This is a genomic window from Streptomyces cyaneofuscatus, assembly GCF_033109485.1.
GTDB lineage: Bacteria > Actinomycetota > Actinomycetes > Streptomycetales > Streptomycetaceae > Streptomyces > Streptomyces cyaneofuscatus.
On record NZ_CP137002.1, the window covers coordinates 8,007,391 to 8,033,726 of the forward strand.

Below are 26,336 nucleotides of genomic sequence, written 5' to 3' on the forward strand. Positions count from 1 at the left end.
CGGCCGCCCACCATGACCCAGACAGCTCCGCCCCCGGTACAGCAGCCCGTCGCCACCCTCGCCGGCCGGCCGGCGGACGCACCCGCCGAGCGCTCCGTACGCACCATCGTCTCCCCGCTCGCGCTCGCCGGGCGGCGCGGCAAGGTCACGTACTGGTCGGTGTTCGCCCTCGTCGTCGTCCTCTTCGCCTTCGCGTTCCTCTTCCCCGTCTACTGGATGGTCACGGGCGCGATGAAACCGCCCGAGGAAGTGGTGCGCACCCCGCCCACCCTCGTCCCCGAGCAGTGGCAGGTGACCGGCTACACCGACGCCTGGGACCTGATGCGGCTGCCGACCCACCTGTGGAACACGGTGGTCCAGGCGACCGGCGCCTGGGTGCTCCAGATCGTCTTCTGCACGGCCGCCGCCTACGCCCTGTCCAAGCTGAAGCCCGCCTTCGGCAAGGTGATCCTCGGCGGCATCCTCGCCACCCTGATGGTCCCGGTCCAGGCCCTCGTCGTACCGAAGTACCTGACCATCGCGGACATGCCGCTGATCCACGTCAACCTGCTGAACGACCCGCTGGCCATCTGGCTGCCGGCCGTCGCCAACGCCTTCAACCTCTATCTGCTCAAACGGTTCTTCGACCAGATCCCGCGCGATGTCCTGGAGGCCGCCGAGATCGACGGCGCGGGCAAGCTCCGTACGCTCTGGTCCATCGTGCTGCCCCTGTCCCGCCCGGTGCTCGGCGTCGTCTCGATCTTCGCGCTCGTCGCCGTCTGGCAGGACTTCCTCTGGCCCCTGATGGTCTTCTCCGACACCGAGAAACAGCCGATCAGCGTCGCCCTGGTCCAGCTCTCCCAGAACGTGCCCCTGACCGTGCTGATCGGCGCCATGGTCATCGCGAGCATCCCGATGGTCCTGATGTTCCTGGTCTTCCAGCGGCACATCATCGCCGGAATCAGCGCGGGCAGCACCAAGGGCTGACCGGCCCGTCAGCACCGGGCGGTCACCACCGGGCGGGACCTGAGGCCGACCGTACCGCCCACCCCGGACCCGCCGCCGCCCCCGGCCTTCCCGCCCCGCTCCGGGGCGGCGGCGCCAGAACCCCCAGCTCCTCCCTGTTGCGCGACCGGCACACCCCGCCGGCGACCGCGCCCGTCCGAAAGGAACCCGCCTTATGGAAGGCAGCCAGCTTGCCGCCGACGACTGGTGGCGCTCGGCCGTCATTTACCAGGTCTACGTGCGCAGCTTCGCCGACGGCGACGGCGACGGCACCGGCGATCTGACGGGCGTGCGGTCCCGGCTGCCCTACCTGGCCGAACTCGGGGTCGACGCACTGTGGTTCACCCCCTGGTACCTCTCCCCGATGGCGGACGGCGGCTACGACGTCGCCGACTACCGGGTGATCGACCCGGCCTTCGGCACGCTCGCCGAGGCCGAGAAGCTCATCGCCGAAGCCCGACAGACGGGCATCCGCACCATCATCGACGTCGTCCCCAACCACGTCTCCGACCAGCACGTCTGGTTCCGGGCGGCGCTCGCCGCGGGCCCCGGCAGCCCGGAGCGCGAACTCTTCCACTTCCGCCCCGGCCGCGGCGAGGACGGCGAACTCCCGCCCAACGACTGGGAGAGCGAGTTCGGGGGAGTGCCCTGGACCCGCACCGAGGACGGCGAGTGGTACCTGCACCTCTTCGCCACCGAACAGCCCGACCTCAACTGGGCCCACCCGGCCGTACGCCAGGAGCACGAGGACGTCCTGCGCTTCTGGTTCGAGCGGGGCGTCGCCGGGGTCCGCATCGACTCCGCCGCCCTCGTCGCCAAGGACCCCGCCCTCCCCGACCTCGCCGGACACCCGGGACCGCACCCGTACGTCGACCGGGACGAGCTGCACGACATCTACCGCAGCTGGCGGGCCATCGCCGACGAGTTCGACGGCATCTTCGTCGGCGAGGTCTGGCTCCCCGACTCCGAGCGCTTCGCCCGCTACCTGCGCCCCGACGAACTGCACACCGCCTTCAACTTCAGCTTCCTCAGCTGCCCCTGGGACGGCGAGCGGCTGCGCCGGTCCATCGACGAGACCCTCGCCGAACACGCCCCGGTCGGCGCCCCCGCCACCTGGGTCCTCTGCAACCACGACATCACCCGGACCGTCACCCGCTACGGCCGTGAGGACACCAGCTTCGCCTTCACCGCCAAGGCGTTCGGAGTCCCCAGCGACCCGGAACTCGGCACCCGCCGCGCCCGCGCCGCCGCCCTGCTCTCCCTCGCCCTGCCCGGCTCCGTCTACCTCTACCAGGGCGAGGAGCTGGGCCTGCCGGAGGCCGACGTACCGCTGGACCGCATCCAGGACCCGATGTACTTCCGCTCCCAGGGCCGCGCCCCCGGCCGCGACGGCTGCCGCACCCCGCTGCCCTGGGCGGCGGACGAACCGTACGCGGGCTTCGGCTCCACGGTGGAACCCTGGCTGCCGCTCCCGGCGGACTGGTCATCCCGCGCCGCCGATCTCCAGGCCACCGACCCCGGCTCCATGCTGTCGCTGTACCGCGAGGCCCTGCGGCAGCGCCGTTCCCTGCCCGAGCTGCACACCGGGCAGCTGCGCTGGCTGAGCGAGGAGCGGGACGTCCTCGTCTTCGCGCGCGGCGCCACCCTGGTCTGCGTGGTCAACCTGGCCGAGACCCCCGCCGAACTCCCGGCGCACACCGGCGTACTGCTGTCCAGCAACCCCCTGGACGAGGACGGCCGGCTGCCGAAGGACACGGCGGTGTGGCTGGCGGTCTGAGCTCGTACGAGGAATCCGCCCCCGGACGCCGCCGCGCTGTCCGGGGGCGTTCTTCAGGCCGCCACGACCGCCCCGGCGCCGGATCATCCGGACCGGTGCTCCAGCAGGGTCACGGCGAGGGAGACCTGCGAGGGTTCCAGCGCGGTTTTGCCGTCCTCGATGTCCCAGAGCGCGTTCTGCAGCACCCGGCCGAGCGTCCAGCCGGTGGCCCGCCGCCGGTCCAGCGCGAGCGCCTCGGTGAGCTGGTCGAACCGGTGCAGCACCGGGCCCGTCACCCCGCCCTCCACCACCCTCTCCCAGCGGATGTCCAGGGCGGGCCACAGCTCGAACCCCGGGTCCCCGGCCAGCGGCTCGGGGTCGATCGCGAGCCACGGCTCACGCTCACCGGCCAGCACGTTGCCGTCGTGCAGATCCCAGTGGAGCAGCCGGTCACCCGCCTCACCGGCCAGTTCGGCCACGGCGGCCGCACACGTGCGTACGAGCTCCCGTTCCGCCGGATCACGCAGCAGCACCAGCGCCTCGGGCGCCCGCGCCACCATCGCGGCGGCGATATCGCCGAGCCGGCGCATCCCCGGCGGCGCGGGCACCGCCGACAGCCGCGCCATGAGCCCGGCCAGCACCCCCATCACCACCGCGTCGTCCGGCTCCGCCGACAGGGGGCGCGCCGCGTCCAGCCGCTCCAGCAACTGGGCGCCCGCCACCGGGTCGACCTCGATCAGCCGCACCACCCCGTCGCCGTCCCAGGCCCGGAGCCCGGCGGCCACCCCCGCGTTCTCCTCACCGGGCGGCTGGAGCTTGAGCACGGCGCGGGTACCGTCCGCGCGGACCACCGGCAGCACCAGCCCGGCCATGCCGTGGGCGACCGGCCCGTCCCGACGGAGCTCCCAGCAGCCCAGGAACTCCGCCGCCAGCCGGGGCAGCGCGGCCAGCCACGCCCGCCCCCGGGCATCGCCGGGCGCACCGTACGACGCGACCAGGGCGCCGGGGACGTCGAAGGCGGGGGAGGGGGAGGGGCCGGAGGGGATGGAGGGGATGGAAGGGCCGGGGCTCATACGGGGCAACTCCTCGGAGAACGCCCCCTGATCGCGTCGGGAGGCAGCGTCGGGCGACCCCCGCAGTCTGCCGCCTGAGCCGCACGCCCCGCGCACCGCTTTCCGCCGGGGCAGGGCAGAAAGGCCGAGCACCTCACCCACCCCCGGTTGAGTATCCGCACTCAGGTCCGAGGCCCACGCCGCCACGACGATGAACACGACCGCGAAGCCCAGGTCACCCCTCCCACCAGGACCCCAGGAGAACCGTGCTCAGCAACGTCGCAGCCGCCGTCGTCCCGTGCCTCGGCCGCCTCACGGTCACCTCCGACCACGGCAGCGCCCCGGCCCCGGGCTCCATCATCGTCGCCAACCACACCTCCCTCGCCGACCCCGGCGTCGTCCTCGCCGCACTGCTGCGCCTCGACGTCGAACCGGTCGTCCTGGCCACCGCCGGCCTCTGGCGCATCCCGGTCCTCGGCCGGCTCCTGGAACGCGGCGGCCACGTCCCCGTACACCGGGGCACCCACCGGGCGGCCGACGCCCTCGACACAGCCGCCGCCGCGCTCAGGTCGGGCCGCCACGTCCTCATCTACGGGGAGGGCCGGATTCCGCCGCGCCGGGACGCGGCCGAGGCGCCGCCGGAGAGCTTCCGCAGCGGCCTCGCCCGCCTGGCCCACGCGTCCGGCGCGCCCGTCGTCCCCCTCGGGCAGGCCGGCGCCCGCCGGGTGACCTCCGGCTCGGTCGCCAAGCAGATCGCCGGGTTCCTCACCGCCCCCGCTCGCCGCCCCCGCCTCCACGTCCACCTGGGTTCGCCGCTGCACCTGCCCCCGGGCGTCGAAGCCGCGACCGCCACCGCCCGCGAGGCCGTCACCACCGCCTGGCGCACGGCCGCCCGGCACCTGGGGAGTGTCTGACCATCCCGCGTGGGCAGGCGACGCCCGGGTGGCGCCGGTGACCCGGGCGGCGTAGGTATGTAGGGCATGGTGTTCCGGCGAGGAGACGGATCGGCGATGACGGAGGCAGAGCGGACCACACCTGTGCACGGCGTTCCCTGCTGGGTCAGTCTCATGACCCGGGACCTGCGCGCCGCCCAGGATTTCTACACGGCCGTCTTCGGCTGGGACTTCCGCTCCGGCACCCTGGGCGAGGGGTTCACCGTCGCGCACGCCGACGGCCTGCCCGTCGCCGGGATCGGCCGGATCGGCCCCGGCCTGCCCACCGCCACCACCTGGACCCCGTACTTCGCCGTCGCCGACGTGGACGCCACCGCCGCCCGCGTACGGGAACGCGGCGGCACCATCGCCGTCGGCCCGCTCCGGCTCGGCCCCGGCAGAGGAGCCGTGGCCGCAGACCGCGAAGGGGCCGGGTTCGGCTTCTGGGAGGGCCGGACCCCGCCCTGGTCCATCGGCCGGGGCAGCGCACCCGCCTCGCTCGAACTGCGCACCAGCCACGCCTTCGACGCCGCGATCTTCTACTCCGAGGTCTTCGGCTGGGACCCCCACGACCCCGGCGGCTGCGAGGTCGGCTACGTCTACCAGCAGGACACCGTGGTCGTCCGCCAGGGCGGCCACACCGTGGCCACCCTGCGCGGCGGCGGCGACGGGGCGTCCCCCGACCCCCGGCTGCGCCCGCAGTGGCACGTCCGCTTCCGGGTCGACGACCTGACGGCGGCCACCGAGGCCGCGCGGAAGGCGGGCGGTGAGGTCTCCCCGCCGACCGTCTCCCCGGACGACGGCCCCGAGTCGATGATCGGCGACCCCCACGGCGCCTTCTTCACGCTCACCTCCCGCCGGTCACCCGCAACCCCCGAGTGACCGGCCCCGGTCGAGTCACCGGCCCGGTCCGTATCAGCAGGTCCGGAAGACGTACCCCTTCCGCCCCGCCGGCCGGACGTCGAGGTCGCGCTGGACCACGGAGAGCTTCGCGCCCGCGGCGGAACACGCCTTGGAGAAGTCGCGGGCGGTGTATTCGATGACGAAGACCCTGTTGCCGTACGCGGTGGCGTAATCGGCGCACTCGTCGTAGCGGCCGCACTCCTCCGCGACCGCGAAGTCGAAGCCGATGCTCTTGCGCTGCCCCAGCAGGTCGGTGGTGTTCTTCTGGCCGATCGCCAGCCCCGCCGCGTGCGCCCGGGTGGCCAGCAGCTTGGCGAACGCGGCGTTGTGCGCCTTGGTGAGCCGGCCACCGGAGCGCTCGTACGAATCGAGGTTGTCCGGCTCCACCGCCTGGAAACCGGCCTTCGCGCAGCCGTCGATCCAGCCGCCGACGATCTTCGCGAGCCGGGTCCGCTTGGCGGAGGTCGAGGTGTCGAGCAGCGCCTCACCCCAGGCCTCGTCGTTGACCGGCCTGCCGCTGCCGTCGCGCAGCAGCAGGTCCGGGTTCTTCTTCTGCCACCAGTCCATCGCGTCCGGCTGGGTCTGAAAGGCGTTGACGTAACAGACGTTGTACAGACCGCGTACGGGCTTGGCGCCCCGGTCGCGCGAGAGCGCCTTGACCCCGGCGGGCGGGGTGTAGGCCCCGCCGATCTGGTAGTCGAACGTGGCGTTGGCCTTGGGGAGGACAACCTTCGGCGCGGGCTTGGCCGCGAACGCGCTGGAGAGCAGGAACCCCGCCCCGGCTGTCAGGGCGACCCCGCCGGCCAGGGCCGCGAGGGTGGAGCGGCGACGGAGGAAGGGGGTGGCGGCGTGCTGGGGCATGGGGGCTCCTGTGCGTGGTCTGCGTACCTGCCCCCGCATCATGGACGGCCGATCATGAGCGAATCGTGAGCGTCACCTGTCGCCCTTCCGTCTCCGCCGCGACCGGACCGGCGCCAGCCGCAGCACGAACACCGCACCGCCGCCGGTCCGGGCCCGCACGGTCAGCCCGCCCCGGTGGGCGAGGGCCACCCGCCGCACCAGCGAGAGGCCGATGCCCGTACCGCCGCCCGGCGAGCGGAAGCGCTCCATCAGCTCCGGCAGCCGCCCGGGCTCCACCCCCGGACCCCGGTCGGCGACCGAGACCTCCGGTCCGCGTACGGTCACGAGCAGCTCGGCCCCACCCGGCTCCCCGGGCGTACGGCCGTGGCGTACGGCGTTGTCGAGCAGATTGCGTACGGCCACCCGCACCAGCGCCGCGTCCGCGTCGACCACCGACTCCTCCAGCCGCAGCTCCAGCCGGTGCCCGCCCTCCGGAAGATCGGCGCACACCTCCTCCACGAGCTGGTCCAGCCGCAGCGGCTCGGCCCGTACCGACTCCACGGCGGCCTCCAACCGCCCCCGGGTCAGCAGGTTCTCCACCACATGGCCCATCCGGTCCGCCGCCCGCCGGATCCTCGGCAGATGGGCCGCCGGCTCGCCCGAACCGCGCTCGGCCATCTCCACCGAGCCGCGCATCACCGCCACCGGGGTCCGCAGCTCGTGCGCCGCGTCGGCGAGCAGCCGCTCCTGCTGCTCCAGCGCCTGCCAGGCGGGCCGCATGGACCGCCCGGAGAGCACATGGCCGGTGAGCGCGGCCAGTGCGGTGAGGGCGGCGCACCCGACGACGAGGGAGAGGACCAGGCTGCGGTGCTCGGCCGACCCGTACGCCGGGTCCCCGACCGCGACGGCCGCGCCCGCCACCTCGTCGGTCGCGTCGTGCCAGAAGGGCACGGCCAGCAGCCGCACGGGACCGCCCGTACGGTCGCGAGCCTCCTCCCGCACCGTCTCCTCGGTGCGCATCGCCGAACCCGCCGCCCGGGCGAGCGCCGCGGCCGGTACGTCGAACTGCTGGACGCTGCCCCGGAACACCACGGCCGGGCCCTTGCCCGGCCGCTCCTCCAGCACCACGATCTGCGGCGTGCCCGCGGTCGCCTCGTCGTCGGCCAGGCCGTCGAGGCGGATGCGGTCGTCCTCGTAGTAGACGAGCGAGGCGGCGACGGAGGCCCGGCGGCGCATCTCGTCGTACTCGGCGGCCTCCCGGGACCGGTCGTCGGTGCGGATCACCAGCCAGGACAGGCAGCTCAGCCCGACGAGGGTGATCAGCGTGTACGCGGCGGTCAGCCGCAGCTGGAGTCGGCGCAGCCCTCTCCGGGCCGGGGAGCCGCGCCGCGCGGACCCGGCGCCCGCCGTCCGGGTCATGCCGTGCCCAGCAGGAACCCCTGGCCGCGCACGGTGTGCACGAGCGACGGGGTGCCGAGCTTGCGCCGCAGGCCCGCGATGACGGCGTCCACCACGTTGGAGACCGGGTCGGCCATCTCGTCCCAGCAGTGCTCCAGCAGCGCCGTACGCGTGACGACGCTGTCCCGGTGCACCAGGAGCTGCTGGAGCACGGCGTACTCCTTCGGGCTCAGCGAGAGCAGCACCCCGCCCCGCCGCACCTCCCGCCGCGCCAGGTCCATCACCACGTCCGCGCAGCTCAGGAAGGCGGGCAGCCGCTCGGCCGCCCGCCGGGTCAGGCTGCGTACCCGCAGGACGAGCTCGCGCATCGCGAACGGTTTGGCCAGGTAGTCGTCCGCCCCGCTCTCCAGCCCGCGCACCCGGTCGTCCAGGCCGTCCAGAGCGGTGAGGCAGAGCACGGGCACCGACCAGCCCGCCCGGCGCCGGCTCTCCAGCCGTGCGAGGGAGTCGCCGGAGGGCAGCATCCGGTCCAGGACCACACAGTCGTACGCGGTCACGTGCAGCATCACGTCCGCCTCCGGCCAGTCGTCCGCACCGTCGACGGCGAAGCCCGCATCGCGCAGCCCCGCCGCGAGCACCGCCCGCAGGTCGTCGTCGTCCTCCACCAGCAGCACGCGCAAGGAGACGCCTCCGGGTCTCTCGGGATGGCCCCCGGGCGCTTCCCGTACGGAACCGGGAGCCCTGACCTGGGGGAGAGACCCGCCATCCTAAGGGGCCCCGTCGAGAGCCTCGGCGGCCTCCGCCGCCACGGCCTCGGCCACGGTGGCGAGGGCCGGTGAGTCCAGCTTCCACTGCTGCCAGTACAGGGGGACGTCCACGTGACGGTCCGGGGCGAGGGCGACCAGCCGCCCGGCGCGCAGCAGCGGGCGCGCCTGGACGTCGGGCAGCATGCCCCAGCCCATCCCGGCCGCCACGGCGTCCACGAACCCCTCCGACGTGGGCACGAAGTGGCGCCGGGAGCCCGCCCGCGGACCGCATCCGAGCGCGCGGACGAAGGAGTCCTGGAGGTCGTCGCGCCGGTCGAAGTCCACCACCGGGGCGTCCGCGATCAGCTCGGGCAGCGGGGTCGCCGTCCCCAGCCCGAGCCACCGCCCGGCGAAGGCCGCCGTCGCCACCGGCAGATAGCGCATCCGGCCCAGGCTCCGCACCGAACAGCCGGACACCGCCTCGGGCGAGGACGTCACCGCCGCCATCACCAGCCCCTCGCGGAGCAGCGCCGCCGTATGGTCCTGGTCCTCCCGGCGCAGCTCGTAACAGATACCCAGCTCCTCCGGTACGCGCCCGAGGGCGGGCAGGAACCAGGTCGCCAGGGAATCGGAGTTCACCGCCACGGTCAGCCGAGTCGGCTCGCCGGGGCCCGACATCCCGAGGGCCGACTGCGCGTCCTGCTCCAGCCGGGCCAACTGGCGGGCGAAACGCACCAGGACCTCACCGGACTCGGTGGGCCGCACCGGCTTCGTCCGCATCAGCAGCACCCGCCCGGTGCGCTGCTCCAGGGCCTTCACGCGCTGGCTGACCGCCGACGGCGTCACATGCAGGGCGTTGGCCGCCGCGTCGAAGGTGCCTTCGTCGACGACGGCCACCAGGGTCCGCACCTGGTCGAGAGGAAGCTCAGGCATCACAACAGCTAAAGATACGTAAGAATCATTAGCTGTACATGGATGCGGGATCTCCCTAGCGTCGGCACCATGACCAACGCTCTGACCACCGCGGTCGCCGGGTTCGGTACCGGCCTCTCCCTCATCGTCGCCATCGGCGCCCAGAACGCCCTGGTCCTGCGCCAGGGCGTCCGCCGGGAGGCCGTATCCGCGGTGGTGGTCATCTGCGCCCTGTCCGACGCCGTCCTCATCGCCCTCGGAGTCGCCGGGGTCGGTGCCGTCGTCGTGGCCTGGCCGTCCGCCCTGACCGTGGTCTCCCTGCTGGGAGGGGTGTTCCTGATCGTCTACGGCCTCCTGGCCGCACGCCGGGCCTTCCGCCCCTCCGCCCTGCACCCGCAGGACGCGCCCTCCGGGGCGAAGCGGGGCGTCGTGCTCGCCTGCCTCGCGATGACCTGGCTCAACCCGCACGTCTACCTGGACACCGTCTTCCTGCTCGGCTCCGTCGCCGCCGACCGCGGCCCGTTGCGCTGGACCTTCGGGCTGGGGGCGATCCTCGCCAGCGTGTGCTGGTTCGCCGCTCTCGGCTTCGGCGCCCGGCTGCTCAGCGGGGTGCTCGCCCGCCCGTCGTCGTGGCGCGTCCTGGACGGGCTGGTCGCCGCGATGATGATCGGCCTCGGAGCCCGGCTGGCCCTGACCGCCTGACCGCCCGCCCCCCTGACCGGCCGCCGGCGGGCTCAGTACGCCGGGATGAGCCGGGCGAGGCGGGTGGTGCGCTCGGGGCTGAGGTCCAGCGCGGTGAGGATGGAGGGGTTGGCGATGCTGGGCAGGATGTGCCGCTGGAGCGTGACGTAACGCTGTTCCAGATCGCGGTAGTTGGTGAGGGTCTGCGAGACCGCCTGAATGCCGGTGAAGGCCGCGACGTAGAGGTCGGCGGTCTCCGTGGGGTTGACGTGCGGGAGGAGTTCGCCGTTCTGTTTGGCTTGGGCGAGCAGGTCGTGGGTGGTCTGCTGCCACCTGAGGAAGGGGCCGGTGCGATCCAGGCCCTGGGCCTGCTGGTCCATGGAGAGACGGACACCGGCACGGGTGAGGAGACTGGTGTGGAGACGGTGGCTGAACAGCATCCCCATGTCCACGAGCTCCTGGAGCTTGAGCGGTTGGTCCGGAGTGGGCGGTGGGGGGTCCTGGGCCTCGATCACACCGAGCGCGAGCTCTTCCTTGGACGGGAAATGGAAGTACAGCGCGCCTTTGGTCACTCCCGCGATCTTGAGTATCTCGGTGATGGTGGCGGCCTGGTAACCGTGCTTCTCGAAGGTCTCGGCGGCTGCCATCAGGATGGCCTGGCGGGTACGGATCGCCCGGTCCTGCTTGGCCATCTCTGTCTCCTTCGTCGGACGGTGCCGGTCGTGGGGCCGGGCGGGCAGCCGGTGGGGATAGAAAAAAAACCGCTTAGTCTGTATCTTATCAGCGCGTGCGCACCCAGAAACGACTCGCCCGTCACATGACCCCTGGGGGGGAGTTATGCCCGAAGCAGCAGTCTTGACCGACCCTGTAGCGGCGTCGGCCGTGGCCTCGGAGGCCCGAGTGGTGCATCCGGTGGGAATGGAACTGGTTCACAGGAGCAGGGCGGAGGACGCCTTTCCGCGCAACTGGGAGCGGCTGGGGCCGGACCGGTTCCACGTGGAGGCTGTGCTTCCGCACGATCATCCGTTCTTCGCCCCGGTGGGAGCGGACCGTCACGATCCGCTGCTGGTGACGGAGGCGATGCGGCAGGCGGCGATGCTGGCCTTCCACGCCGGGTACGGAGTCCCCGTCGGCTACCACTTCCTGATGGCCGATCTGGACTACGCGACCCACCCCGATCACCTGGTCGTGGGCGGCCTGCCCACCGTGATCGACGTGGAGGTGACCTGCTCCGAGCTCAAGTGGCGCGGCGGGCTGCCGGTGCAGGGCCGCGTGGACTGGGTGGTGCACCGTGCGGGCCGGCTGGTCGCGACCGGGATGGGGGCGACGAGGTTCACCAGCCCGCGTGTCTACCGGCGGATCCGCGGCGGATCGGCGGAGCCGGGCGTGGCGATACCGCGGACGGCGCCGGTGGACCCCACCCGGGCGGGGCGCGCCAGGGCGCAGGACGTGGTGCTCTCGGAGAGCTCCCGCGAAGGGGTCTGGGAGCTGCGGGTGGACACCCGTCACCCGACGCTGTTCCAGCGGCCCAACGACCATGTGCCGGGGATGCTGCTGCTGGAGGCGGCGCGGCAGGCGGCGTGCCTGGCCGCCGGGGACGGCGGGTTCGTCCCCGCCGAGGGGCGTACGCACTTCCACCGGTACGCGGAGTTCGGCAGCCCGTGCTCGATCGCCGCGGAGGTCCTGCCGGGCGGCCCGCCGGGCGAGGCGAGGATCCGGGTGACGGGCCATCAGGACGGCGAGCCGGTCTTCGACACGGTGCTGACGGGCCCCGTGACGGCGGGCTGAATGCAGCCGTGCGGCGCGCGTGTGAGCGGTGTGTTGCGCCTGGACGACAGGCTGATGACGGTGTGTGAGGAGTACGTGGCGTGATTCTGGTGACAGGGGCGACCGGGGCGGTCGGCCGCGAGAGCGCCCGTCTGCTGGCGGCCGCCGGTCCGGTGCGGATCCTGGCGCGGCAGCCGGAGCGCGTGACGGTGCGCGGACCCGAGGTCGACATCGTGGTGGGGGAGTACGGGGACCGCGCGTCCCTCGACCGGGCGCTGCGGGACATCGACGCGGTGTTCCTCGTGACGAACAGCCCCACGGAGCCCGATGACGCGAGGGTAGCCGCGGCGGCCGCGGCGGCCGGAGTGCGCCACCTCGTCAAGCTGTCGATGATGGCGGTCGAGGAGCCGGACGCGGACGACTTCATCACCCGGCTCCAGCGCGGCAACGAACAGGCCATCAGGGAGTCCGGGGTGCCGTGGACCTTCGTCCGCCCCAGGACGTTCATGTCCAACACGCTCTCCTGGGCGAAGGGCATCGCATCGGACGGTGTCGTGCGGGCCCTCCACGGGCGGTCGCCGGTCGCGTGCGTCGATCCCCGGGACGTGGCGGCGGTGGCCGTCGCGGCCCTCACCGGTACGGGCCACGAGGGACGGGCGTACGGGGTGTCGGGCCCGGAGGCGATCAGCGCGTACGAGCAGACGGCCCAGCTCTCCGAAGTGCTGGGCCGTCCGCTGCGCTTCGAGGAACTGCCCCTGGGCCGCGCGCGCGAGGCGCTGCTCGCGAAGTATCCGCAGCCGGTGGCCGAGGCGTTCCTGGAGAGCGCGGAGCGCCAGCGGGCCGGGGCCAAGGCGGCGGTGGTGCCCACCGTCGAGGAGCTGACCGGCCGCCCCGCCAGGCCGTTCCGCACCTGGGCCGCGGACCACGCGGAGTCCTTCGGCGCGGCCTGGCGACCGGCGTAGGGACGCTGGTGCCGACCGCGCATACGTTCCCCTGGAAATCAAACCGGTAAGTTGGTTTGATATTCCTCATGACGCTGCTTCACCGCTCCGGCGGAGCGCCCCCGGCCTTCGGAGCCCACAGCCCGGGGCCCCATCCCATCCGTTTCTCCTCCCGGCGGAGGCCACGGTGACCAAGCAGGTGCGCGCAGCGCGTACCCGCCAAGCCCTGATCCGCTCAGCGGCGATCGTGTTCGAGCAGCACGGGTACGGACAGGCGCGCCTGGCGCTGATCAGTTCCGGCGCGGGCGTCAGTACGGGGGCCCTGCACTTCCACTTCGAGAACAAGGCCGCGGTCGCCCAGGCCGTGGTCGCGGAGGCGTCGCACGGTCTGCTGGAGGTGTCCGGCTCCATCCGCCGCAGGACGGACACGGCCCTGCAGACCTTGGTCGACACCTCGCACGCCCTGGTGGACCTGCTCGGCCGCGATCCGGTGACACGGGCCGGATTCCGGCTCAGCTACGGCGGGGAGCGGGGCGGTGAACCCGGCCTGCCCGCGCAATGGCAGAGCTGCGTCGGGGAGCTGCTCGACGAGGCGGCCGCCGTCGGCACCCTCGTGGAAGGCGTCTCCCGCACGGACGTCACCGCCGCGACGGTCGCCGCGACCACCGGGTTCGAGGTGCTCGGACGGTGCGACTCCCAGTGGCTTTCCGCCCGGACGCTCACCGGCTTCTGGCGGCTGCTGCTGCCCTGCCTCGCCGCCCCGGAGATCCTGCCGCTCCTGGACCCGTCGGGGACCGTCGCGGCCACGGAGGCCGTCGCCACGGGCCGGCCCGAACGCGAGACGTACGGGATGGAGACGGCCGCGCCGATCTGACCTCGCGGCTCAGCCCGCGCCCATCGAGCGGTACATACCGATCGAGTCGTGCGCGGCGGTGTCGGCGAAGCCGAACTTCTCGTACAGGTGGCGCGCGGGCCCGTCCGCGATCAGTGAGACGTACGCGGTGGCGGGCGCCCGGCGTTCGAGCTCTTCCGTGAGCGCTGCCATGATGCGCCTGCCGAGCCCCCGGCCCTGGTGCGCGGGGTGCACGCAGATGTCGACCACCTGGAACGCGGTGCCGCCGTCACCGATGATCCGCCCCATGCCGATCGGCTCGCCCTCGTGGTGGAGGACCACGCCGTGCCAGGTGTTGGGCAGGGCGATCGCGACCGCCTCGGGCGCCTTGTCGGAGAGCCCGGCGTCGGTGCGCAGTCGGCGGAAGAGCTCGACGGACGGTACGCCCACCCGGAGCTCGTAAGGGTCAGTGGTGTATTCCATGCATTACACGATAGAGCAACGGCCGGCGCGCCTATCCGGCCTGGCCCCGGCCCGCCCTGCCGCCCGGGTCGACCCGCTCCACATCCGCCCGCCGCGCGTCCGCACCCCAGCTCGCCAGCAGCCGCAGCGCCTCGGCCGAGGCGGAGTCCGGTTCCGCGTGGTAGGTCACCACGTACTGCTCCGGATCGTCCGGCAGATGCAGCGTCTCGTACGACAGGGCCATGTCCCCGACGAGCGGATGCCGGATCAGCTTCGTGCCGTGCCCCTTCTCCTTCACGTTGTGCGTGGCCCACAGCCGCCGGAACTCGTCGTTCTTGACGGAGAGTTCACCCACCAGCGCGGAGAGCTGCGGATCGTCCGGGTGGCAGCCCGCGTACAGGCGCAGATAGCTGACCATGTCCGAGGCCTTGGAGTCCCACTCCACGAACAGGTCCCGGTAGGCGGGGGAGAGGAACACGAGCCGCGCCCAGTTCCGCTCCTCCGGCGGCAGCGCGCCCCAGTCGCCGAAGACCGCCGCCGCCATCGGGTTCCAGGCGAGGATGTCGGAGCGGGCCCCGGAGACGTACGCGGGAATGCCCTCCAGGCTGTCCAGGAGGTGCAGCAGTCCCGTCCGCACCCGCTGCACCCGCGCCGGGCGGCGCTTCTTCTTGTGCTGGGCGGGCTTGGCCATGTGCGTCAGATGCGCGTGCTCGGCGTCGCTGAGCCGCAGCGCCCGGGCGATCGCGTCGAGCACCTCGGCCGAGACGTTGCGCCCGTTGCCCTGTTCCAGGCGGGTGTAGTACGCCACCGAGACCCCGGCCAGCTGCGCCAGCTCCTCCCGCCGCAGCCCCGGCACCCGGCGGGCCCGGCCGAACTCCGGCAGCCCCACGTCCTGCGGCTGGAGCCGGGCCCGCCGGGTGCGCAGGAACTCGCTGAGCTCGGCGCGCCGGTCGAGCGGCTCGGGGGCGGAGGGGTCGGGCGAAACGTCCATGGAACCCATTATTCCTGGTCGTACGCGCGGAAGCCTGTCCCCGCCAGTAGTAGGACCACTGGACGTAGGCAAAGCGGTGACCTGGGTAAATGCTGTGCGCCCCCTGATGCTGGGAGACGTACTCACCGCATCACCCAGAGGAGAACCTCCGGCATGACCACCGTTGCCGCTTACGCCGCTCCCCGTGCCAAGGCCCCGCTGGAGCGCACCACGATCGAGCGCCGCCCGGTGGGCGAGTTCGACGTCCTGATCGACATCAAGTTCGCCGGTATCTGCCACTCCGACATCCACCAGGCCCGCGACGGCTGGGGCGAGGGCATCTTCCCGATGGTGCCCGGCCACGAGATCGCCGGGATCGTCACCGAGACCGGCCCCGGCGTCACCAGGTTCAAGGCCGGCGACCGCGTCGGCGTCGGCTGCATGGTCGACTCCTGCGGAAAGTGCGACGCCTGTCTGATGGGCCGCGAGCAGCACTGCGTCGAGGGGAACACCCAGACGTACAACGCCCTCGACCGCAGCGGCGAGCCGACCTACGGCGGCTACTCGACGCACATCGTCGTGACCGAGGGGTTCGTCGTCGGTATCCCCGAGGGCATCGCGCTGGACGAGGCCGCGCCGCTGCTGTGCGCCGGCATCACCACGTACTCCCCGCTCCGCCGCTGGGGCGCCGGCCCGGGCAAGAAGGTCGCGGTCATCGGCCTCGGCGGGCTCGGCCACATGGCCGTCAAGATCGCGCACACCCTCGGCGCCGAGGTGACGGTGCTCTCCCAGTCGCTGCGCAAGAAGGACGACGGGCTCAAGCTGGGCGCCGACCACTACTACGCGACCAGCGACCCCCAGACCTTCGAGGAGCTGGCCGGAACCTTCGACATCATCCTCTCCACGGTCTCGGCCCCGCTGGACTTCGGCGCCTACCTCGCCCTGCTGCGGACGGACGGCACCCTGGTCAACGTGGGCGCGCCCGAGGAGCCGGTCTCGCTCAACCTCTTCTCGCTGATCGGCGGCAACAAGTCGCTGGCGGGCTCCGCGATCGGCGGGATCGCCGAGACCCAGGAGATGCTGGACTTCTGCGCCGTGCACGGCCTCGGCGCAGAGATCGAGGTCATCGCGGCGGGCCAGGTCAACGAGGCGTACGAGCGGGTCCTCGCGAGCGACGTCCGCTACCGCTTCGTGATCGACACCGCGACCATCTGAGCGATCTGTCCAGCGGTTGTACGCCGGGTGCCCCGGGCCCTCGAAAGGGCCCGGGGCACCCGGCGTACAGGGCTTATGCGGAAGGCGCGACCGAGCGCCGCGCCGCTTCCAGGACGGCCGCCAAAAGCCCGGGGAAGCGGGCCTCCAGGTCGGTCTCGCGCAGCCTGCTCATGCGGGAGGTGCCCTCGTAGTGCTGGCGGATGACGCCCGCCTCGCGCAGCACCTTGAAGTGGTGGGTGGTGGTGGACTTGCTCACCGGGAGGTCGAACGCGATGCAGGCCATGTCCGCGTGGCCGTCGGCCAGCTCGCGCACGATGGTCAGCCGGACGGGGTCGGCCAGCGCGTGCAGCACGCCCTCCAGACGGATCTCCTCCGTGGACGGGTGGGCGAGCCGGCGCCCGGACGGGGCGGCGACCTCGGGTTCGGACGTGGGCATGGGCGGCCTCCTCAGGTCTCGCATCTCTAAAGTACGAACATCCTCGTAGTTTGACAACTCCCGTACTACGAGGTCTATCGTACTGGCCATGGCGGTCCTGCCCTTCCAGCCCGGGCAGGGCGCCGGCTCCGTGCCCCGACCCCTTGAGGAGACGTTCCGGTGAGTGCTCTGTTCACGCCCCTGACCCTGCGGTCCCTGGAGATCCCCAACCGCGTGTGGATGTCGCCGATGTGCATGTACATCGCGGCCTCCCACGGCCCGGAGGCCGGGGTGCCGACGGACTTCCACCTCACCCACCTGGCCTCCCGTGCCGCCGGCGGCGCCGGGCTCGTGATGGCGGAGGCCACCGGCGTACGCCCGGACGGCCGGATCAGCCCCTGGGACCTGGGCCTGTGGAACGACCGCCAGCAGGAGGCCTTCACCCGGATCGCCGCGGCGATCGCCTCCCACGGATCGGTCCCCGCGATCCAGCTCGCCCACGCCGGCCGCAAGGCCTCCACCGAGCAGCCCTGGAACGGCGGCGCGTACGTCCCCGAGAGCGACGGCGGCTGGCAGCCCGTGGCCCCCAGCCCCGTCGCGTTCGACGGACAGCCCGTCCCGCACGAGCTGACCGAGGACGAGATCCAGCAGCTGGTACGCGACTTCGCCGCGGCCGCCGAGCGCGCCCTCGCCGCCGGATTCCGGGTCGTCGAGATCCACGGCGCCCACGGCTACCTGATCAACTCCTTCCTCTCCCCGGCCGCCAACCACCGCACCGACGCCTACGGCGGCAGCTGGGAGAACCGGCTGCGCTTCCCGCTCCAGGTGGTCGACGCCGTCCGCGCGGTCTGGCCCGACGACCTGCCCGTCCTCTTCCGCACCTCGGCCACCGACTGGCTGACCGAGAACGACGAGGACCCGCGCGAGGGCTGGACCGGTGACGACACCGTCCGCCTCGCCAAGGAGCTGACCGCCCACGGCGTCGACCTCCTCGACGTCTCCACCGGCGGCCTGGTCCGCGACGCGCGGATCTCCGCCCACCCCGGCTACCAGGTGCCCTTCGCCGCACAGGTGCGGCAGGCCGGCGACATACCGGTCTCCGCGGTCGGCCTGATCCTGGAACCCGCCCAGGCCGAGGAGATCGTCGCCTCGGGCCAGGCCGACGCCGTCATGCTCGGCCGTGAGCTGCTGCGCGACCCGTACTGGGCCCACCACGCCGCCGACGCCCTCGGCGCCGAGCCCCGCTGGCCCGACTCGTACGGCTACGCCGTCGTCCGCCGCCGCACCGCCGAGAAGGAGCCGGCGAAGGCCTGACCCACCACCCGACCACCGCCGGACCCGCCCGCCATCCCGAGCGGGCGGCCCGGCGCGGGCCGACAATGGCGCTGTGATCCCCACCGGGCAGGAGAGGGCGACCATCGTCCGCCGGGCCGTCCGGGTCGCCGTCGCGGCGAGCGCCGGGTTCTACCCGCTGCTGTACGGCGCCGGGCTCCCGGTCATGGCGCTGTACGCCCTCTTCGCCCCCATCGCCGTCGGCCTGCTCTCACCCGTCCCCGGCTCCGGCCGCCAGCGGGTCTCCGTCATGCTGCGGGCGCTGCCCCCGGCCCTGGTCCTGGCGACCCTGGGCACCCTGCTCGCGGTGCAGACCTGGGCGGCCGTCGGCGGCATGCTGGCCGTGGGGTTCGTGCTGGCGTTCGCCGCGGTGGGCGGCCCGCGCCCGGCGGGCGTCGCGCCGGGCCTCCAGCTCTTCTACATCCTCGCCTGCTTCCCGCCGTACGCCCCCGGGACGCTCGGCCAGCGGCTGGCCGGGCTGACCCTCGGCGTCCTGGCTCTCGCCGCCTGCGAACTCCTGCTTCCCGACCCGCCCGCCGCGTCCTACCCGGAACGCCTCGCCCGCGCGCTCGGCGAGGCGGCCCGCGGTGCCGCCCCCGGCGGCGTACCGCCCGAGAAGCTGCGCGAGGCGGGGGCGAGGCTGCGGCTGGCGTCCGTACCACCGGCAGAGCGCCCGGCCGGCGCGGGGCGGACGGACCGCGCCCTGGAACAGGGCGGCCGCGCGGTCCGCAGACTGCTGGACCAGCTGGCCACGCTCGCCGAGACACCACCCGCAGGCCCCGACCCCGCCTCCGCCGCCCTCCTGGACCGGGTGTCCGAGCTGTGCACCACCTGCGCCCGGTTCCTCCGCACCGGAACCGGGCCACCGGTGGCCGGAGCCCTGGAGGAGGCGATGCGGGACTTCCAGGCGGAGCGCGTACGCCTGGCCTCCGGGCCGCCCGGCGAGCGGCCACCGGTCGAGGTCCTGCGCCGCCAGTCGCAGGTGCTGGCGCTCGCCGAGTCGGCGCGGATGGCGGAGATCACCACGGACATCGCCGTACACGGCCACCCCACCGAGCCCGCCGTCCCGCGCCGGCTGTTCTGGTACGCGGAGCTGTCCACGCCGAGACTCTGGGCCCGGCGGGTCACCGGCAACGTGACGTTCCGGTCGGTGCTGTTCCAGAACGCCCTGCGGACCGCGCTCGGCCTCGCGGCGGCCCGCGCGGTGGCCGGTTCCCTCGATCTGTCCCACGGCTTCTGGGTGCTGCTCGCCGTCCTGACCCTGGGGCGCACGACGGCCGGCGCGACCTGGCGGGCGGTCCGCCTGGCGGTCGCCGGGAACGCGGCCGGAGCGCTCGTGGCGGGAGCACTCCTGATCGGGCTGGGCCCGCACACCGACGCGTACGCGGCCCTGCTCGCCCCGGTGATGCTGGTGGCGTTCGCCCTGGGACCGCTGCTGGGCATCGCGTACGCGCAGGGGTTGTTCACGCTGGTCGTCGCCACCGCGTTCGCCCAGATCGAACCGGTCACCTGGCGGCTCTCCGAGGCCCGGATGATCGACGTCGTCACCGGCAGCGTGATCGGTCTGCTGTGCGGGCTGCTGGCCTGGCCGGCCGGTGCGCGGCGGGAGGTCCACCGGGCCATGGCGGAGCTGCTGCGTGTCTGCGCCGAGCTGGTGCCGGTGACGGCACAGGCGCTGCTGACACCGGCTGACGGTTCGCGGGCTGCCGGGCCGCAGACGCTGCCGGACGGTTCCCGGACTGCCGGGCCGCGGACCCTGCCCGGCGTCCACCGGCTGCGCCTCGCCGAAGCGGCGTACGCGCAGTACCGCACGGAGGCCCCGGGGGAGGACACCCGTACCGACTGGCACGCCATGCTCATCGCGGCGAACCACATGCTCCTCGGCGCCCACTGGCTGCCCCGCTTCGGCCTCCGCCCCGAGGCCGGCGCGAGCGCCCCGGCCGCCGCCTGGGCCCGGGCCACGGCCGAGGAGCTGGTCGCGGAGACGGACCGGATCGCCGCCGAGCTGACCGGCGCCCCGGCGCCCGTACGGCGGTGGACCGCACCGGACGGCCCTCCGCCGACGCCGCTCTCGGTCGACCTGGAGGTGTGGATGACGAGCCTCGCCCACCAGCTCACCCGGATCGACTCCTCGCTGACCCCGCCGCCGGGCCCGGACGCTCCCCCCGTCACGCCGTCGCGGCGTCGAACAGCACCCCCGGGTTGAGGATTCCGGCAGGGTCGAGGGCCTGTTTGGCGGCCCGCAGCGCGAGCGCGAACGGCTCCGGGCGCTGCCGGTCGTACCCCGGCCGGTGGTCGCGGCCGACCGCGTGGTGATGGGTGACCGTCGCCCCCTGCTCCCCGAGCACCTCCATGGCCGCGGCCTTGATCTCGTCCCACATCGCCACCTCCGCCCCGCGCCGGCCAGGGGCGATCACCGTGAAATAGGGGGCGGGACCGTCCGGATAGACATGCGTGAACCGGCAGTTGATCAGGCCCGACGCACCGGTCACCTTCCGGACGGCCGCCCCGACGTCCCGGTGCACCGCCTCGTACAGGGCCGGGAACCGGTCCCAGGTGCAGGCCGTCTCGAACGTCTCGCTGATCACGCTCATCCGGGCCAGCCCGTCACGGAGGTACGGCATCCGCAGGAACGCCGAACGCCAGGTGCCGGCGGCCGAGTCGCCGTCACCGGACGCCGCCTCCACCGGGGAGCCGCCGTGCTCCCGGGCCAGCGCGACGAGTTCGGCGAGCCGGCCCTCCACCGGGCCGTGCGCCGACTCCACCCCCAGCACCAGCACGCTCCCGTCCCCCGCCGCCACGCCCGACAGGGCCGCCTCACCCGGATCGAGCAGCCGGCAGTTGGCCGGGTGCAGACCCGACTGCGCGATCGCCCGGACAGCCTCCACCGCGTCGCGGAACCGCTCGAACACCACCGAGGCCGACGCCTTGTGGGAGGGGCGGTCCTGGAGCCGCATCCACGCCTCCGTGATGATCCCGAGCGTGCCCTCCGAGCCGAGGAACAGCCGGTCGGGGGAGGGCCCGGCCCCCGAACCCGGCACCCTCAGCGACTCGCTCACCCCCGAGGGCGTGACCACGCGCAGGGATTCGACCAGGTCGTCGATGTGCGTGTGGAGGGTGGCGTAATGGCCACCGGCACGGGTGGCGAGCCAGCCGCCAAGGGTCGAGAACGCGAAGCTCTGCGGGAAGTGCCGCAGCGTCAGCCCGTGCGGCCGCAACTGCGCTTCCAGGTCAGGGCCGAGAACACCCGCCTGGATCCGGGCGGCGCGGCTGACCCGGTCGATCTCCAGCACCCGGTCCAGCCCCGACAGGTCCAGGGAGAGGACACCGGGATGCTCCCCGGCGCGGTACTCGACCCCGCCGACGACCGAACTGCCCGCCCCGTACGGGACCACGGCGACATCCGCCCCGGCGGCCCAGTCGAGCAGCTCCCCCACGTCCCGCTCCTCCCGGGGGCGGGCGACCAGATCCGGCGCGGCCGCCAGGTCCCCGTACAGCGCGCGGACCACGTCCCGGAAGGCCTTGCCGTAGGTGTGGGCCGCCCGGTCGGCCGGGTCGGAGGACACGAGATGGGCGAGGGCGGCGGGCACGCTCACCCGGACCGCCGGCAGCTCCAGCGAGGCGATCGACGGAACGGGGAGCGGTGACTCCGCCGCCCCGGGGACCAGAGCGGCGAGCGAGACACACTCGGCGTCGGGCAGCGCCTGGTCGAGGGCGCCCCAGCCCCACCAGGAGCGGACGGAGGCGCTGTCGGGCCGGGGAGGAGGGGAAGGAAGGGAGGAGCTGCGGTCCGCCATGAGCGTATGACCTTCCGGTAATTTACCTCTGGGTAATTTACTGGAACGTATAGTCTCAGGCATGAACACGGCAAGAGCCTCGTCGTCCGCCGCCACCCCGCCCGCGAAGAGCGCCCGGGGCGCCGGGACCAAGGGAATCCCCCGTGCACGCCGCGAGGAGCAGATCCTCGCGGCGGCCGTCGACGAGTTCGGCCGCCACGGCCACGCCTCGGCGTCGATGGCCGCGATCGCGGGACGAGTCGGCGTCACCAAGCCGATGCTGTACACGTACTTCGGCTCGAAGGACGGCCTCTACCTCGCCTGCCTGGAGCACGTCGCACCCCGGCTCGTCACCGCGATCGAGGAGGCGATGGCGGGGGAGAGGCCCGCGGCGGAGACTCCCCACCGCGTGCTGAGCGCCGTCTTCGGTGTCCTGGAGGGGCAGCGGGGCGCCTGGTTCGTGCTGTACGACCGGACGCTGAAGCCCGGCACCGACCTGCACGCCGCCGCGCACCGGCACCGGCGGACCATCGACGACCTCGCCGCGTCCGGAACGGCGGACCTCCTGCGCGGGCACGGCAACGAGGACCCGCTGGACGCCGACGCGCTCAAGCACGTGTGGACCGGCACGGTCGGCGCGCTGGTCGGCTGGTGGACCAGCCACCCGGACCAGTCGGCGCAGGACATGGCGGCGCGCTGCGCCCGGCTGCTGACCGCGATCCGGAGCTGATGCGGTACGCGGTCGGGCCCCGCCGCGTGCGACGGGGCCCGATGTGAGCGATGCGCGTGGTCAGCCGGTCAATGCGAACGACTGGGCGGCGGACCCGTTGCACGGCTGCTGGGAGAGCCGCGCTCCGTTGGCGGTGGAGGAGTTGTCGACGGTGAGGCACTTGCCGCTGTGGCGGGCGACGAAGCGGTACCGCCCGTTGGTGGCCAGCGGCTCGGGCCGCCACTGCTGGTTGGTGGAGCCGACGTAGGACCAGAGGTGGACCTTGGTGCCGTCGGCGGTCGCCCCGGCGCCGCCGTCCACGTCCCAGACCTTCGCGTTGTGCCGGTTCACCACCTGGTAGTGGCCCCCGCTGGTCGGCCGGAACTGCCAGCCCTGGTTGGCCCCGGTGCCGCAGGCCCACTGCTGGAGCGCGGTGCCGTCACCGGTGCCCCAGTCGGCGGCGTCCAGGCAGGCACCGCTGTTGGTGTTCTGCACCCGGTACCACGCTGCGGGGTCGATCGAACCGGCCGGAGGCTCGGTCGTACCGCCGTTGCCGTCCCAGGTGAAGGTGGCGACGGCACCGGCGGGCAGGGTGTACGCGAGCGACTTCCCGTTGTCCGTCAGCGAGAACCGCTGGGATGCGGAGGCGGTGTTGACGACGACGGCCGCGCGGGTGCCGTCCGGGTTCTGGAAGGCGACGTTCTGCACGCCCCCGGCGCCCTGGCTGGTGGAGCCGATACGGGTCGCCCCCGGCTTGATGAACTTGGTGACGTGCCCCAGGACGTAGTACTCGGCGTTCCGGGTGACCTGGCCGCCGGCGATCTCGACGATGCCGTTGCAGCGGTTGGTGCAGTGCCCCTGGTGGGGGCCGCCGTTCTGGTCCAGGGCCAGGTTCCAGTTGATGACGGTCTCACCGCCGTTGCGCATGTTCTGGACGACGAGGTTCTCGGCGTGCCACTTGAGGGTGTCGCCGAACGTGGTCGCGGGGTTGGCGCTGTCGGTGCCGGAGCACTCGGTGAAGAAGACCCGCTTCCCGGCGTTCACGATCTGCTGCTGCGCCGCCGGGGCTCCGCCGTAGCAGTGGAAGGCCGCGCCGATGATGCGCTGGATGCCACCGGTCCGGGCGAAGACGTCGAGCGGGTAGTTGGGGTGGTCCCAGTTGTGGTCGTACGCCAGCAGGTTGGTGGGCAGGTTGGCAGCGGTCAGCGTACGGTCCAGGACCTGGAAGAAGTCCGCCTGCTGCGTGGCCGTCATGCTCATCGACGGGTAGCTGGTGGCGAACTCGGGCTCGTTCTGCGCGGTGAGGTCGGTGAGGGTGATGCCCTCCTGCCCGTACGCCCGGATCGCCTTGACCAGGTAATCGGCGTACGCCTGGTAGTGCTCGGTCCTCAGGCTGCCCCCGTTGAGGGAGTTGTTGGTCTTCATCCAGGCCGGGGGAGACCAGGGGGAGCCCATGAACCGGATGGCGGGGTTGATCGCGGTGGCCTGCTTCAGGACCGGGATGATCTGGCCCCGGTCCCGGTCGATGGAGAAGGAACCCCGGGTGTCCTCGTAGGTGTACGCGTTGGAGTTCGCGTCGAAGTCGGTGCTGCCCAGGGGTTGGCGCAGGTAGTTGAGCCCGATGCCGTCCCCCTCCGCGGAGAACAGCGACCGCAGGAGTGAGGTGCGCCGGTCCTGCGGGAGGCTCTGGATGAGGTGGGCGGATGCGCCGGTCACGGAGGCGCCCGCGCCGGTGAAGTTCTGGCCCTTGCTGTTGGCGTCGATCCGGATGTCGACGCCCTGCGGGGTGCCGGTGAACGGCACGCTTCCGTCGGCGGTGAGCTTCCTGCTGCCGTCGGTGGTGGTGACCCAGACCTGGGCGACCGGGTCGGCGGCCTGGGCGGTGGTGACGGTGGCGTTGAGGCCGAGTCCGGCGACGGCCACGACGAGCGCGGCACCTGCCGCGCGTGCTCTGAGGCGCAGGGGACGGGGGTGAGGCATGTGCGGCTCTCTCCTTGGGTCGGTACGTCGATACCTGGAGACATCGGCGGGGCAACGGCATGAAACCACACCCACTAAGTGCTTAGTAAGTAGTCGGAAGCGGTGTTCTGCCGCCCGGGGAGATCTCTCCCGGATCACCGCCCGGAGCAGGCTTAAGCTGACCCGGTGAGCAACCAGTCAGTGGGCAAGCAGCCAGTGGGCAACCAGCCGGTCGGCAAGCAGCCGGTGGGCAAGAAGTCAGTCGGCCGGCCGGCGCGCCGTCCGGCCCAGCCCCGTACGCCGCGCAGCCCGGAGGCCCAGCAGCGGCAGCAGGACATCCTGTCCATCGCCATGGACACCTTCGCCGCCCGCGGCTACAACAACGCCTCGCTCGCGGAGATCGCGGACCGGGTCGGCCTCACCCAGGCGGGCGTCCTGCACTACTTCCGCTCCAAGGCGCTGCTCCTCACCAGCGTCCTCGAACTCCGCGACCGGGCCGACATCGAACAGCTCGGCCCGGACCGCCCGCAAGGGCTCGACTTCCTGCGCCACCTGGTGAACACCGCGCTCCGCAACGCCGAGCGCGAGGGCATCGTCCGGCTGTACGCGGTCCTGTCGGCCGAGTCCGTCACCGACGACCACCCGGCCCAGGACTACTTCCGCGACCGCTACGACGGACTACGGGTCTTCGTCGCCGACGCCCTGAGCGAGGCGTGCGAACTCCCCGCCGACCGCGCGGAGATGACCGGGAACGCGGCCAACGCCATCATCGCGGTCATGGACGGCCTCCAGGTCCAGTGGCTGCTCTCGCCGGACTCCGTGGACATGGCCGCCTCGACGGATCTCGTGGTCACGTCCCTCCTCGCCACCCTGGCACCCGAACGGTTCGGCCCGCCTTCCCCCAGCTGACCGCCGGATGCGGACGACGTATCGGTCCATTCCCCGGCCGGACGCGGGCAACTGGCCGTAGCATGCGAGAGCTTCGGCGATCCGGAGCGACAACTGAATGCGTGCGCGACTGGGGGAAGCCGGTGGGAATCCGGCACTGACCTGCAACCGTGTGCGGCCCGCCGGGCCGCGAGTCGGACAGCCCGGCGCGTGACGTGTACCGCTTCCCCTGTCATGGTCTGCAGTGCGAAGCCCCGCGGCCCCGGTCCGCCGCGCGTACGCCGCGAGACGCGCGGACGGACGTGGCGCGGACGGTCGGGCTCCGGTGCGGCACGGCAGGCCGCCCCGCACCGGAAAGGCACTCTCGTGCATCTGACATCCGCCCGCCGCACCCTCGTCGTCACGGCCGCACTCGGCCTCGCTCTCGCCTCCGCACCCGCTGTCGCCCAGCCGCAGGCCAAGGCGTCCACGAACGCCCCCGTGAAGGTCTCGCTCACCGTGAAGGGCCCGGACGGCCGCCTCTTCAAGGGAAAGATCAAGACCAAGGGGCATGACGTGACCACCGCCACCGGCGGCACGCACCGCTGCGACGGCACCAACGGCGGAGCCAACCCGAGCGCCGTTCCCACGCCGACCGCCGCCCTCGACGACGCCGCACGGAAGAGACACTTCACCTGGGACGGCACCTGGTACGCGTCGTTCGACGACTTCTCCGTCGACACGATAAAGAACGTCAGCGGCGGTGGTGTCGCCTACTGGAACATCGCCGTCAACGGCACCTCGATCCCGGTCGGCGGCTGCCAGTTCAAGCTGCACGCAGGAGACAAGGTCGCCTTCACCTGGACCGCCTTCTAAGGCTGCGGAGC

The 26,336-nt window shown here is 72.8% G+C and carries 25 protein-coding genes; 14 read left to right on the top strand and 11 right to left on the bottom strand.

Features of this window, described 5'->3' with window-relative positions:
* The first annotated feature begins 12 nt into the window (after positions 1–12).
* Positions 13–966 (top strand): carbohydrate ABC transporter permease, encoded by a 954-nt coding sequence (locus R2B67_RS35360; RefSeq protein ID WP_317824667.1) that lies wholly within the window; start codon positions 13–15, stop codon positions 964–966.
* Positions 967–1,159: 193 nt separating this feature from the next.
* Complete coding sequence (locus R2B67_RS35365) at positions 1,160–2,761, top strand: glycoside hydrolase family 13 protein (protein WP_317824668.1); 1,602 nt, start codon at positions 1,160–1,162, stop codon at positions 2,759–2,761.
* Between the two features lie 83 nt (positions 2,762–2,844).
* On the opposite strand, the gene R2B67_RS35370 is transcribed toward R2B67_RS35365, so the two are convergent.
* A complete protein-coding gene (locus tag R2B67_RS35370) occupies positions 2,845–3,813 on the bottom strand; it encodes an aminoglycoside phosphotransferase family protein (protein WP_317824669.1) in 969 nt (322 codons plus the stop codon).
* Positions 3,814–4,058: 245 nt separating this feature from the next.
* On the opposite strand from R2B67_RS35370, the gene R2B67_RS35375 reads away from it, so the two are divergent.
* Positions 4,059–4,706 (top strand): lysophospholipid acyltransferase family protein, encoded by a 648-nt coding sequence (locus R2B67_RS35375; RefSeq protein ID WP_317824670.1) that lies wholly within the window; start codon positions 4,059–4,061, stop codon positions 4,704–4,706.
* A gap of 96 nt (positions 4,707–4,802) precedes the next feature.
* Entirely contained in the window at positions 4,803–5,606 is an 804-nt protein-coding gene (locus R2B67_RS35380) for a VOC family protein (RefSeq protein WP_237324296.1), read from the top strand.
* A 33-nt stretch (positions 5,607–5,639) separates the two neighbouring features.
* On the opposite strand, the gene R2B67_RS35385 is transcribed toward R2B67_RS35380, so the two are convergent.
* The 4 genes from R2B67_RS35385 to R2B67_RS35400 all read right to left on the bottom strand — a co-directional run bounded on the left by R2B67_RS35385 (position 5,640) and on the right by R2B67_RS35400 (position 9,547).
* Positions 5,640–6,488 (bottom strand): endo alpha-1,4 polygalactosaminidase, encoded by an 849-nt coding sequence (locus R2B67_RS35385; RefSeq protein WP_317824671.1) that lies wholly within the window; start codon positions 6,486–6,488, stop codon positions 5,640–5,642.
* 72 nt (positions 6,489–6,560) lie between these two features.
* Positions 6,561–7,886 (bottom strand): sensor histidine kinase, encoded by a 1,326-nt coding sequence (locus R2B67_RS35390; RefSeq protein ID WP_317824672.1) that lies wholly within the window; start codon positions 7,884–7,886, stop codon positions 6,561–6,563.
* On the bottom strand, positions 7,883–8,545 hold the full coding sequence (locus tag R2B67_RS35395; RefSeq protein WP_317824673.1) for a response regulator transcription factor: 663 nt from the start codon (positions 8,543–8,545) through the stop codon (positions 7,883–7,885). The genes R2B67_RS35390 and R2B67_RS35395 overlap by 4 nt, the downstream gene beginning before the upstream one ends.
* 87 nt (positions 8,546–8,632) lie before the next feature.
* Entirely contained in the window at positions 8,633–9,547 is a 915-nt protein-coding gene (locus R2B67_RS35400) for a LysR family transcriptional regulator ArgP (protein ID WP_317824674.1), read from the bottom strand.
* Positions 9,548–9,613: 66 nt separating this feature from the next.
* Here R2B67_RS35400 and R2B67_RS35405 point away from each other — a divergent pair, with 66 nt between their 5' ends.
* Positions 9,614–10,225: a LysE/ArgO family amino acid transporter gene (locus tag R2B67_RS35405; protein ID WP_317824675.1), complete on the top strand. Its 612-nt coding sequence runs from the start codon at positions 9,614–9,616 to the stop codon at positions 10,223–10,225.
* 32 nt (positions 10,226–10,257) lie between these two features.
* Here the strand turns inward: R2B67_RS35405 and R2B67_RS35410 are convergent, their stop codons facing one another.
* Positions 10,258–10,896 carry a ScbR family autoregulator-binding transcription factor gene (locus R2B67_RS35410; protein ID WP_018515156.1) on the bottom strand — a complete coding sequence of 213 codons (639 nt, stop codon included), beginning with the start codon at positions 10,894–10,896 and terminating at the stop codon, positions 10,258–10,260.
* A 226-nt stretch (positions 10,897–11,122) separates the two neighbouring features.
* Here R2B67_RS35410 and afsA point away from each other — a divergent pair, with 226 nt between their 5' ends.
* The 3 genes from afsA (at position 11,123) to R2B67_RS35425 (ending at position 13,786) form a co-directional block, all read left to right on the top strand.
* Positions 11,123–11,992, top strand: a complete 870-nt coding sequence (gene afsA / locus R2B67_RS35415) for a 2-oxo-3-(phosphooxy)propyl 3-oxoalkanoate synthase (protein WP_317824676.1) — start codon at positions 11,123–11,125, stop codon at positions 11,990–11,992.
* An 80-nt stretch (positions 11,993–12,072) separates the two neighbouring features.
* The gene (locus R2B67_RS35420) at positions 12,073–12,933 is read left to right on the top strand and encodes an NAD(P)H-binding protein (protein WP_317824677.1); all 861 of its coding nucleotides are present in this window, start codon (positions 12,073–12,075) and stop codon (positions 12,931–12,933) included.
* Positions 12,934–13,099: 166 nt separating this feature from the next.
* Entirely contained in the window at positions 13,100–13,786 is a 687-nt protein-coding gene (locus R2B67_RS35425; RefSeq protein ID WP_317824678.1) for a ScbR family autoregulator-binding transcription factor, read from the top strand.
* A gap of 9 nt (positions 13,787–13,795) precedes the next feature.
* Here R2B67_RS35425 and R2B67_RS35430 read toward each other — a convergent pair whose 3' ends face one another.
* Both R2B67_RS35430 and R2B67_RS35435 read right to left on the bottom strand, forming a co-directional pair.
* A complete protein-coding gene (locus R2B67_RS35430; protein ID WP_317824679.1) occupies positions 13,796–14,227 on the bottom strand; it encodes a GNAT family N-acetyltransferase in 432 nt (143 codons plus the stop codon).
* 31 nt (positions 14,228–14,258) lie between these two features.
* Positions 14,259–15,197 carry a helix-turn-helix domain-containing protein gene (locus tag R2B67_RS35435; protein WP_381075270.1) on the bottom strand — a complete coding sequence of 313 codons (939 nt, stop codon included), beginning with the start codon at positions 15,195–15,197 and terminating at the stop codon, positions 14,259–14,261.
* 153 nt (positions 15,198–15,350) lie between these two features.
* On the opposite strand from R2B67_RS35435, the gene R2B67_RS35440 reads away from it, so the two are divergent.
* A complete protein-coding gene (locus tag R2B67_RS35440; protein WP_317824680.1) occupies positions 15,351–16,391 on the top strand; it encodes an NAD(P)-dependent alcohol dehydrogenase in 1,041 nt (346 codons plus the stop codon).
* Positions 16,392–16,464: 73 nt separating this feature from the next.
* Here the strand turns inward: R2B67_RS35440 and R2B67_RS35445 are convergent, their stop codons facing one another.
* Positions 16,465–16,827, bottom strand: a complete 363-nt coding sequence (locus tag R2B67_RS35445; protein WP_317824681.1) for an ArsR/SmtB family transcription factor — start codon at positions 16,825–16,827, stop codon at positions 16,465–16,467.
* Positions 16,828–16,986: 159 nt separating this feature from the next.
* Here R2B67_RS35445 and R2B67_RS35450 point away from each other — a divergent pair, with 159 nt between their 5' ends.
* Both R2B67_RS35450 and R2B67_RS35455 read left to right on the top strand, forming a co-directional pair.
* Positions 16,987–18,120: an NADH:flavin oxidoreductase/NADH oxidase gene (locus tag R2B67_RS35450; RefSeq protein ID WP_317824682.1), complete on the top strand. Its 1,134-nt coding sequence runs from the start codon at positions 16,987–16,989 to the stop codon at positions 18,118–18,120.
* A gap of 76 nt (positions 18,121–18,196) precedes the next feature.
* Positions 18,197–20,344, top strand: a complete 2,148-nt coding sequence (locus tag R2B67_RS35455) for an FUSC family protein (RefSeq protein ID WP_317825049.1) — start codon at positions 18,197–18,199, stop codon at positions 20,342–20,344.
* Here R2B67_RS35455 and R2B67_RS35460 read toward each other — a convergent pair.
* Complete coding sequence (locus R2B67_RS35460; protein WP_317824683.1) at positions 20,307–21,935, bottom strand: FAD-binding oxidoreductase; 1,629 nt, start codon at positions 21,933–21,935, stop codon at positions 20,307–20,309. The genes R2B67_RS35455 and R2B67_RS35460 overlap by 38 nt on opposite strands.
* Before the next feature lie 61 nt (positions 21,936–21,996).
* Here R2B67_RS35460 and R2B67_RS35465 point away from each other — a divergent pair, with 61 nt between their 5' ends.
* A complete protein-coding gene (locus R2B67_RS35465; protein WP_317824684.1) occupies positions 21,997–22,644 on the top strand; it encodes a TetR/AcrR family transcriptional regulator in 648 nt (215 codons plus the stop codon).
* 60 nt (positions 22,645–22,704) lie between these two features.
* Here the strand turns inward: R2B67_RS35465 and R2B67_RS35470 are convergent, their stop codons facing one another.
* Positions 22,705–24,603 carry an RICIN domain-containing protein gene (locus tag R2B67_RS35470; protein ID WP_317824685.1) on the bottom strand — a complete coding sequence of 633 codons (1,899 nt, stop codon included), beginning with the start codon at positions 24,601–24,603 and terminating at the stop codon, positions 22,705–22,707.
* Positions 24,604–24,933: 330 nt separating this feature from the next.
* Between R2B67_RS35470 and R2B67_RS35475 the strand changes: the two genes are divergently transcribed.
* Together R2B67_RS35475 and R2B67_RS35480 are read left to right on the top strand one after the other, a co-directional pair.
* Positions 24,934–25,491, top strand: coding sequence for a TetR/AcrR family transcriptional regulator (locus R2B67_RS35475; protein WP_449336632.1), 558 nt, complete (start codon positions 24,934–24,936; stop codon positions 25,489–25,491).
* 345 nt (positions 25,492–25,836) lie between these two features.
* Positions 25,837–26,325 (top strand): DUF4430 domain-containing protein, encoded by a 489-nt coding sequence (locus R2B67_RS35480; protein WP_109981297.1) that lies wholly within the window; start codon positions 25,837–25,839, stop codon positions 26,323–26,325.
* Positions 26,326–26,336 lie beyond the last annotated feature (11 nt).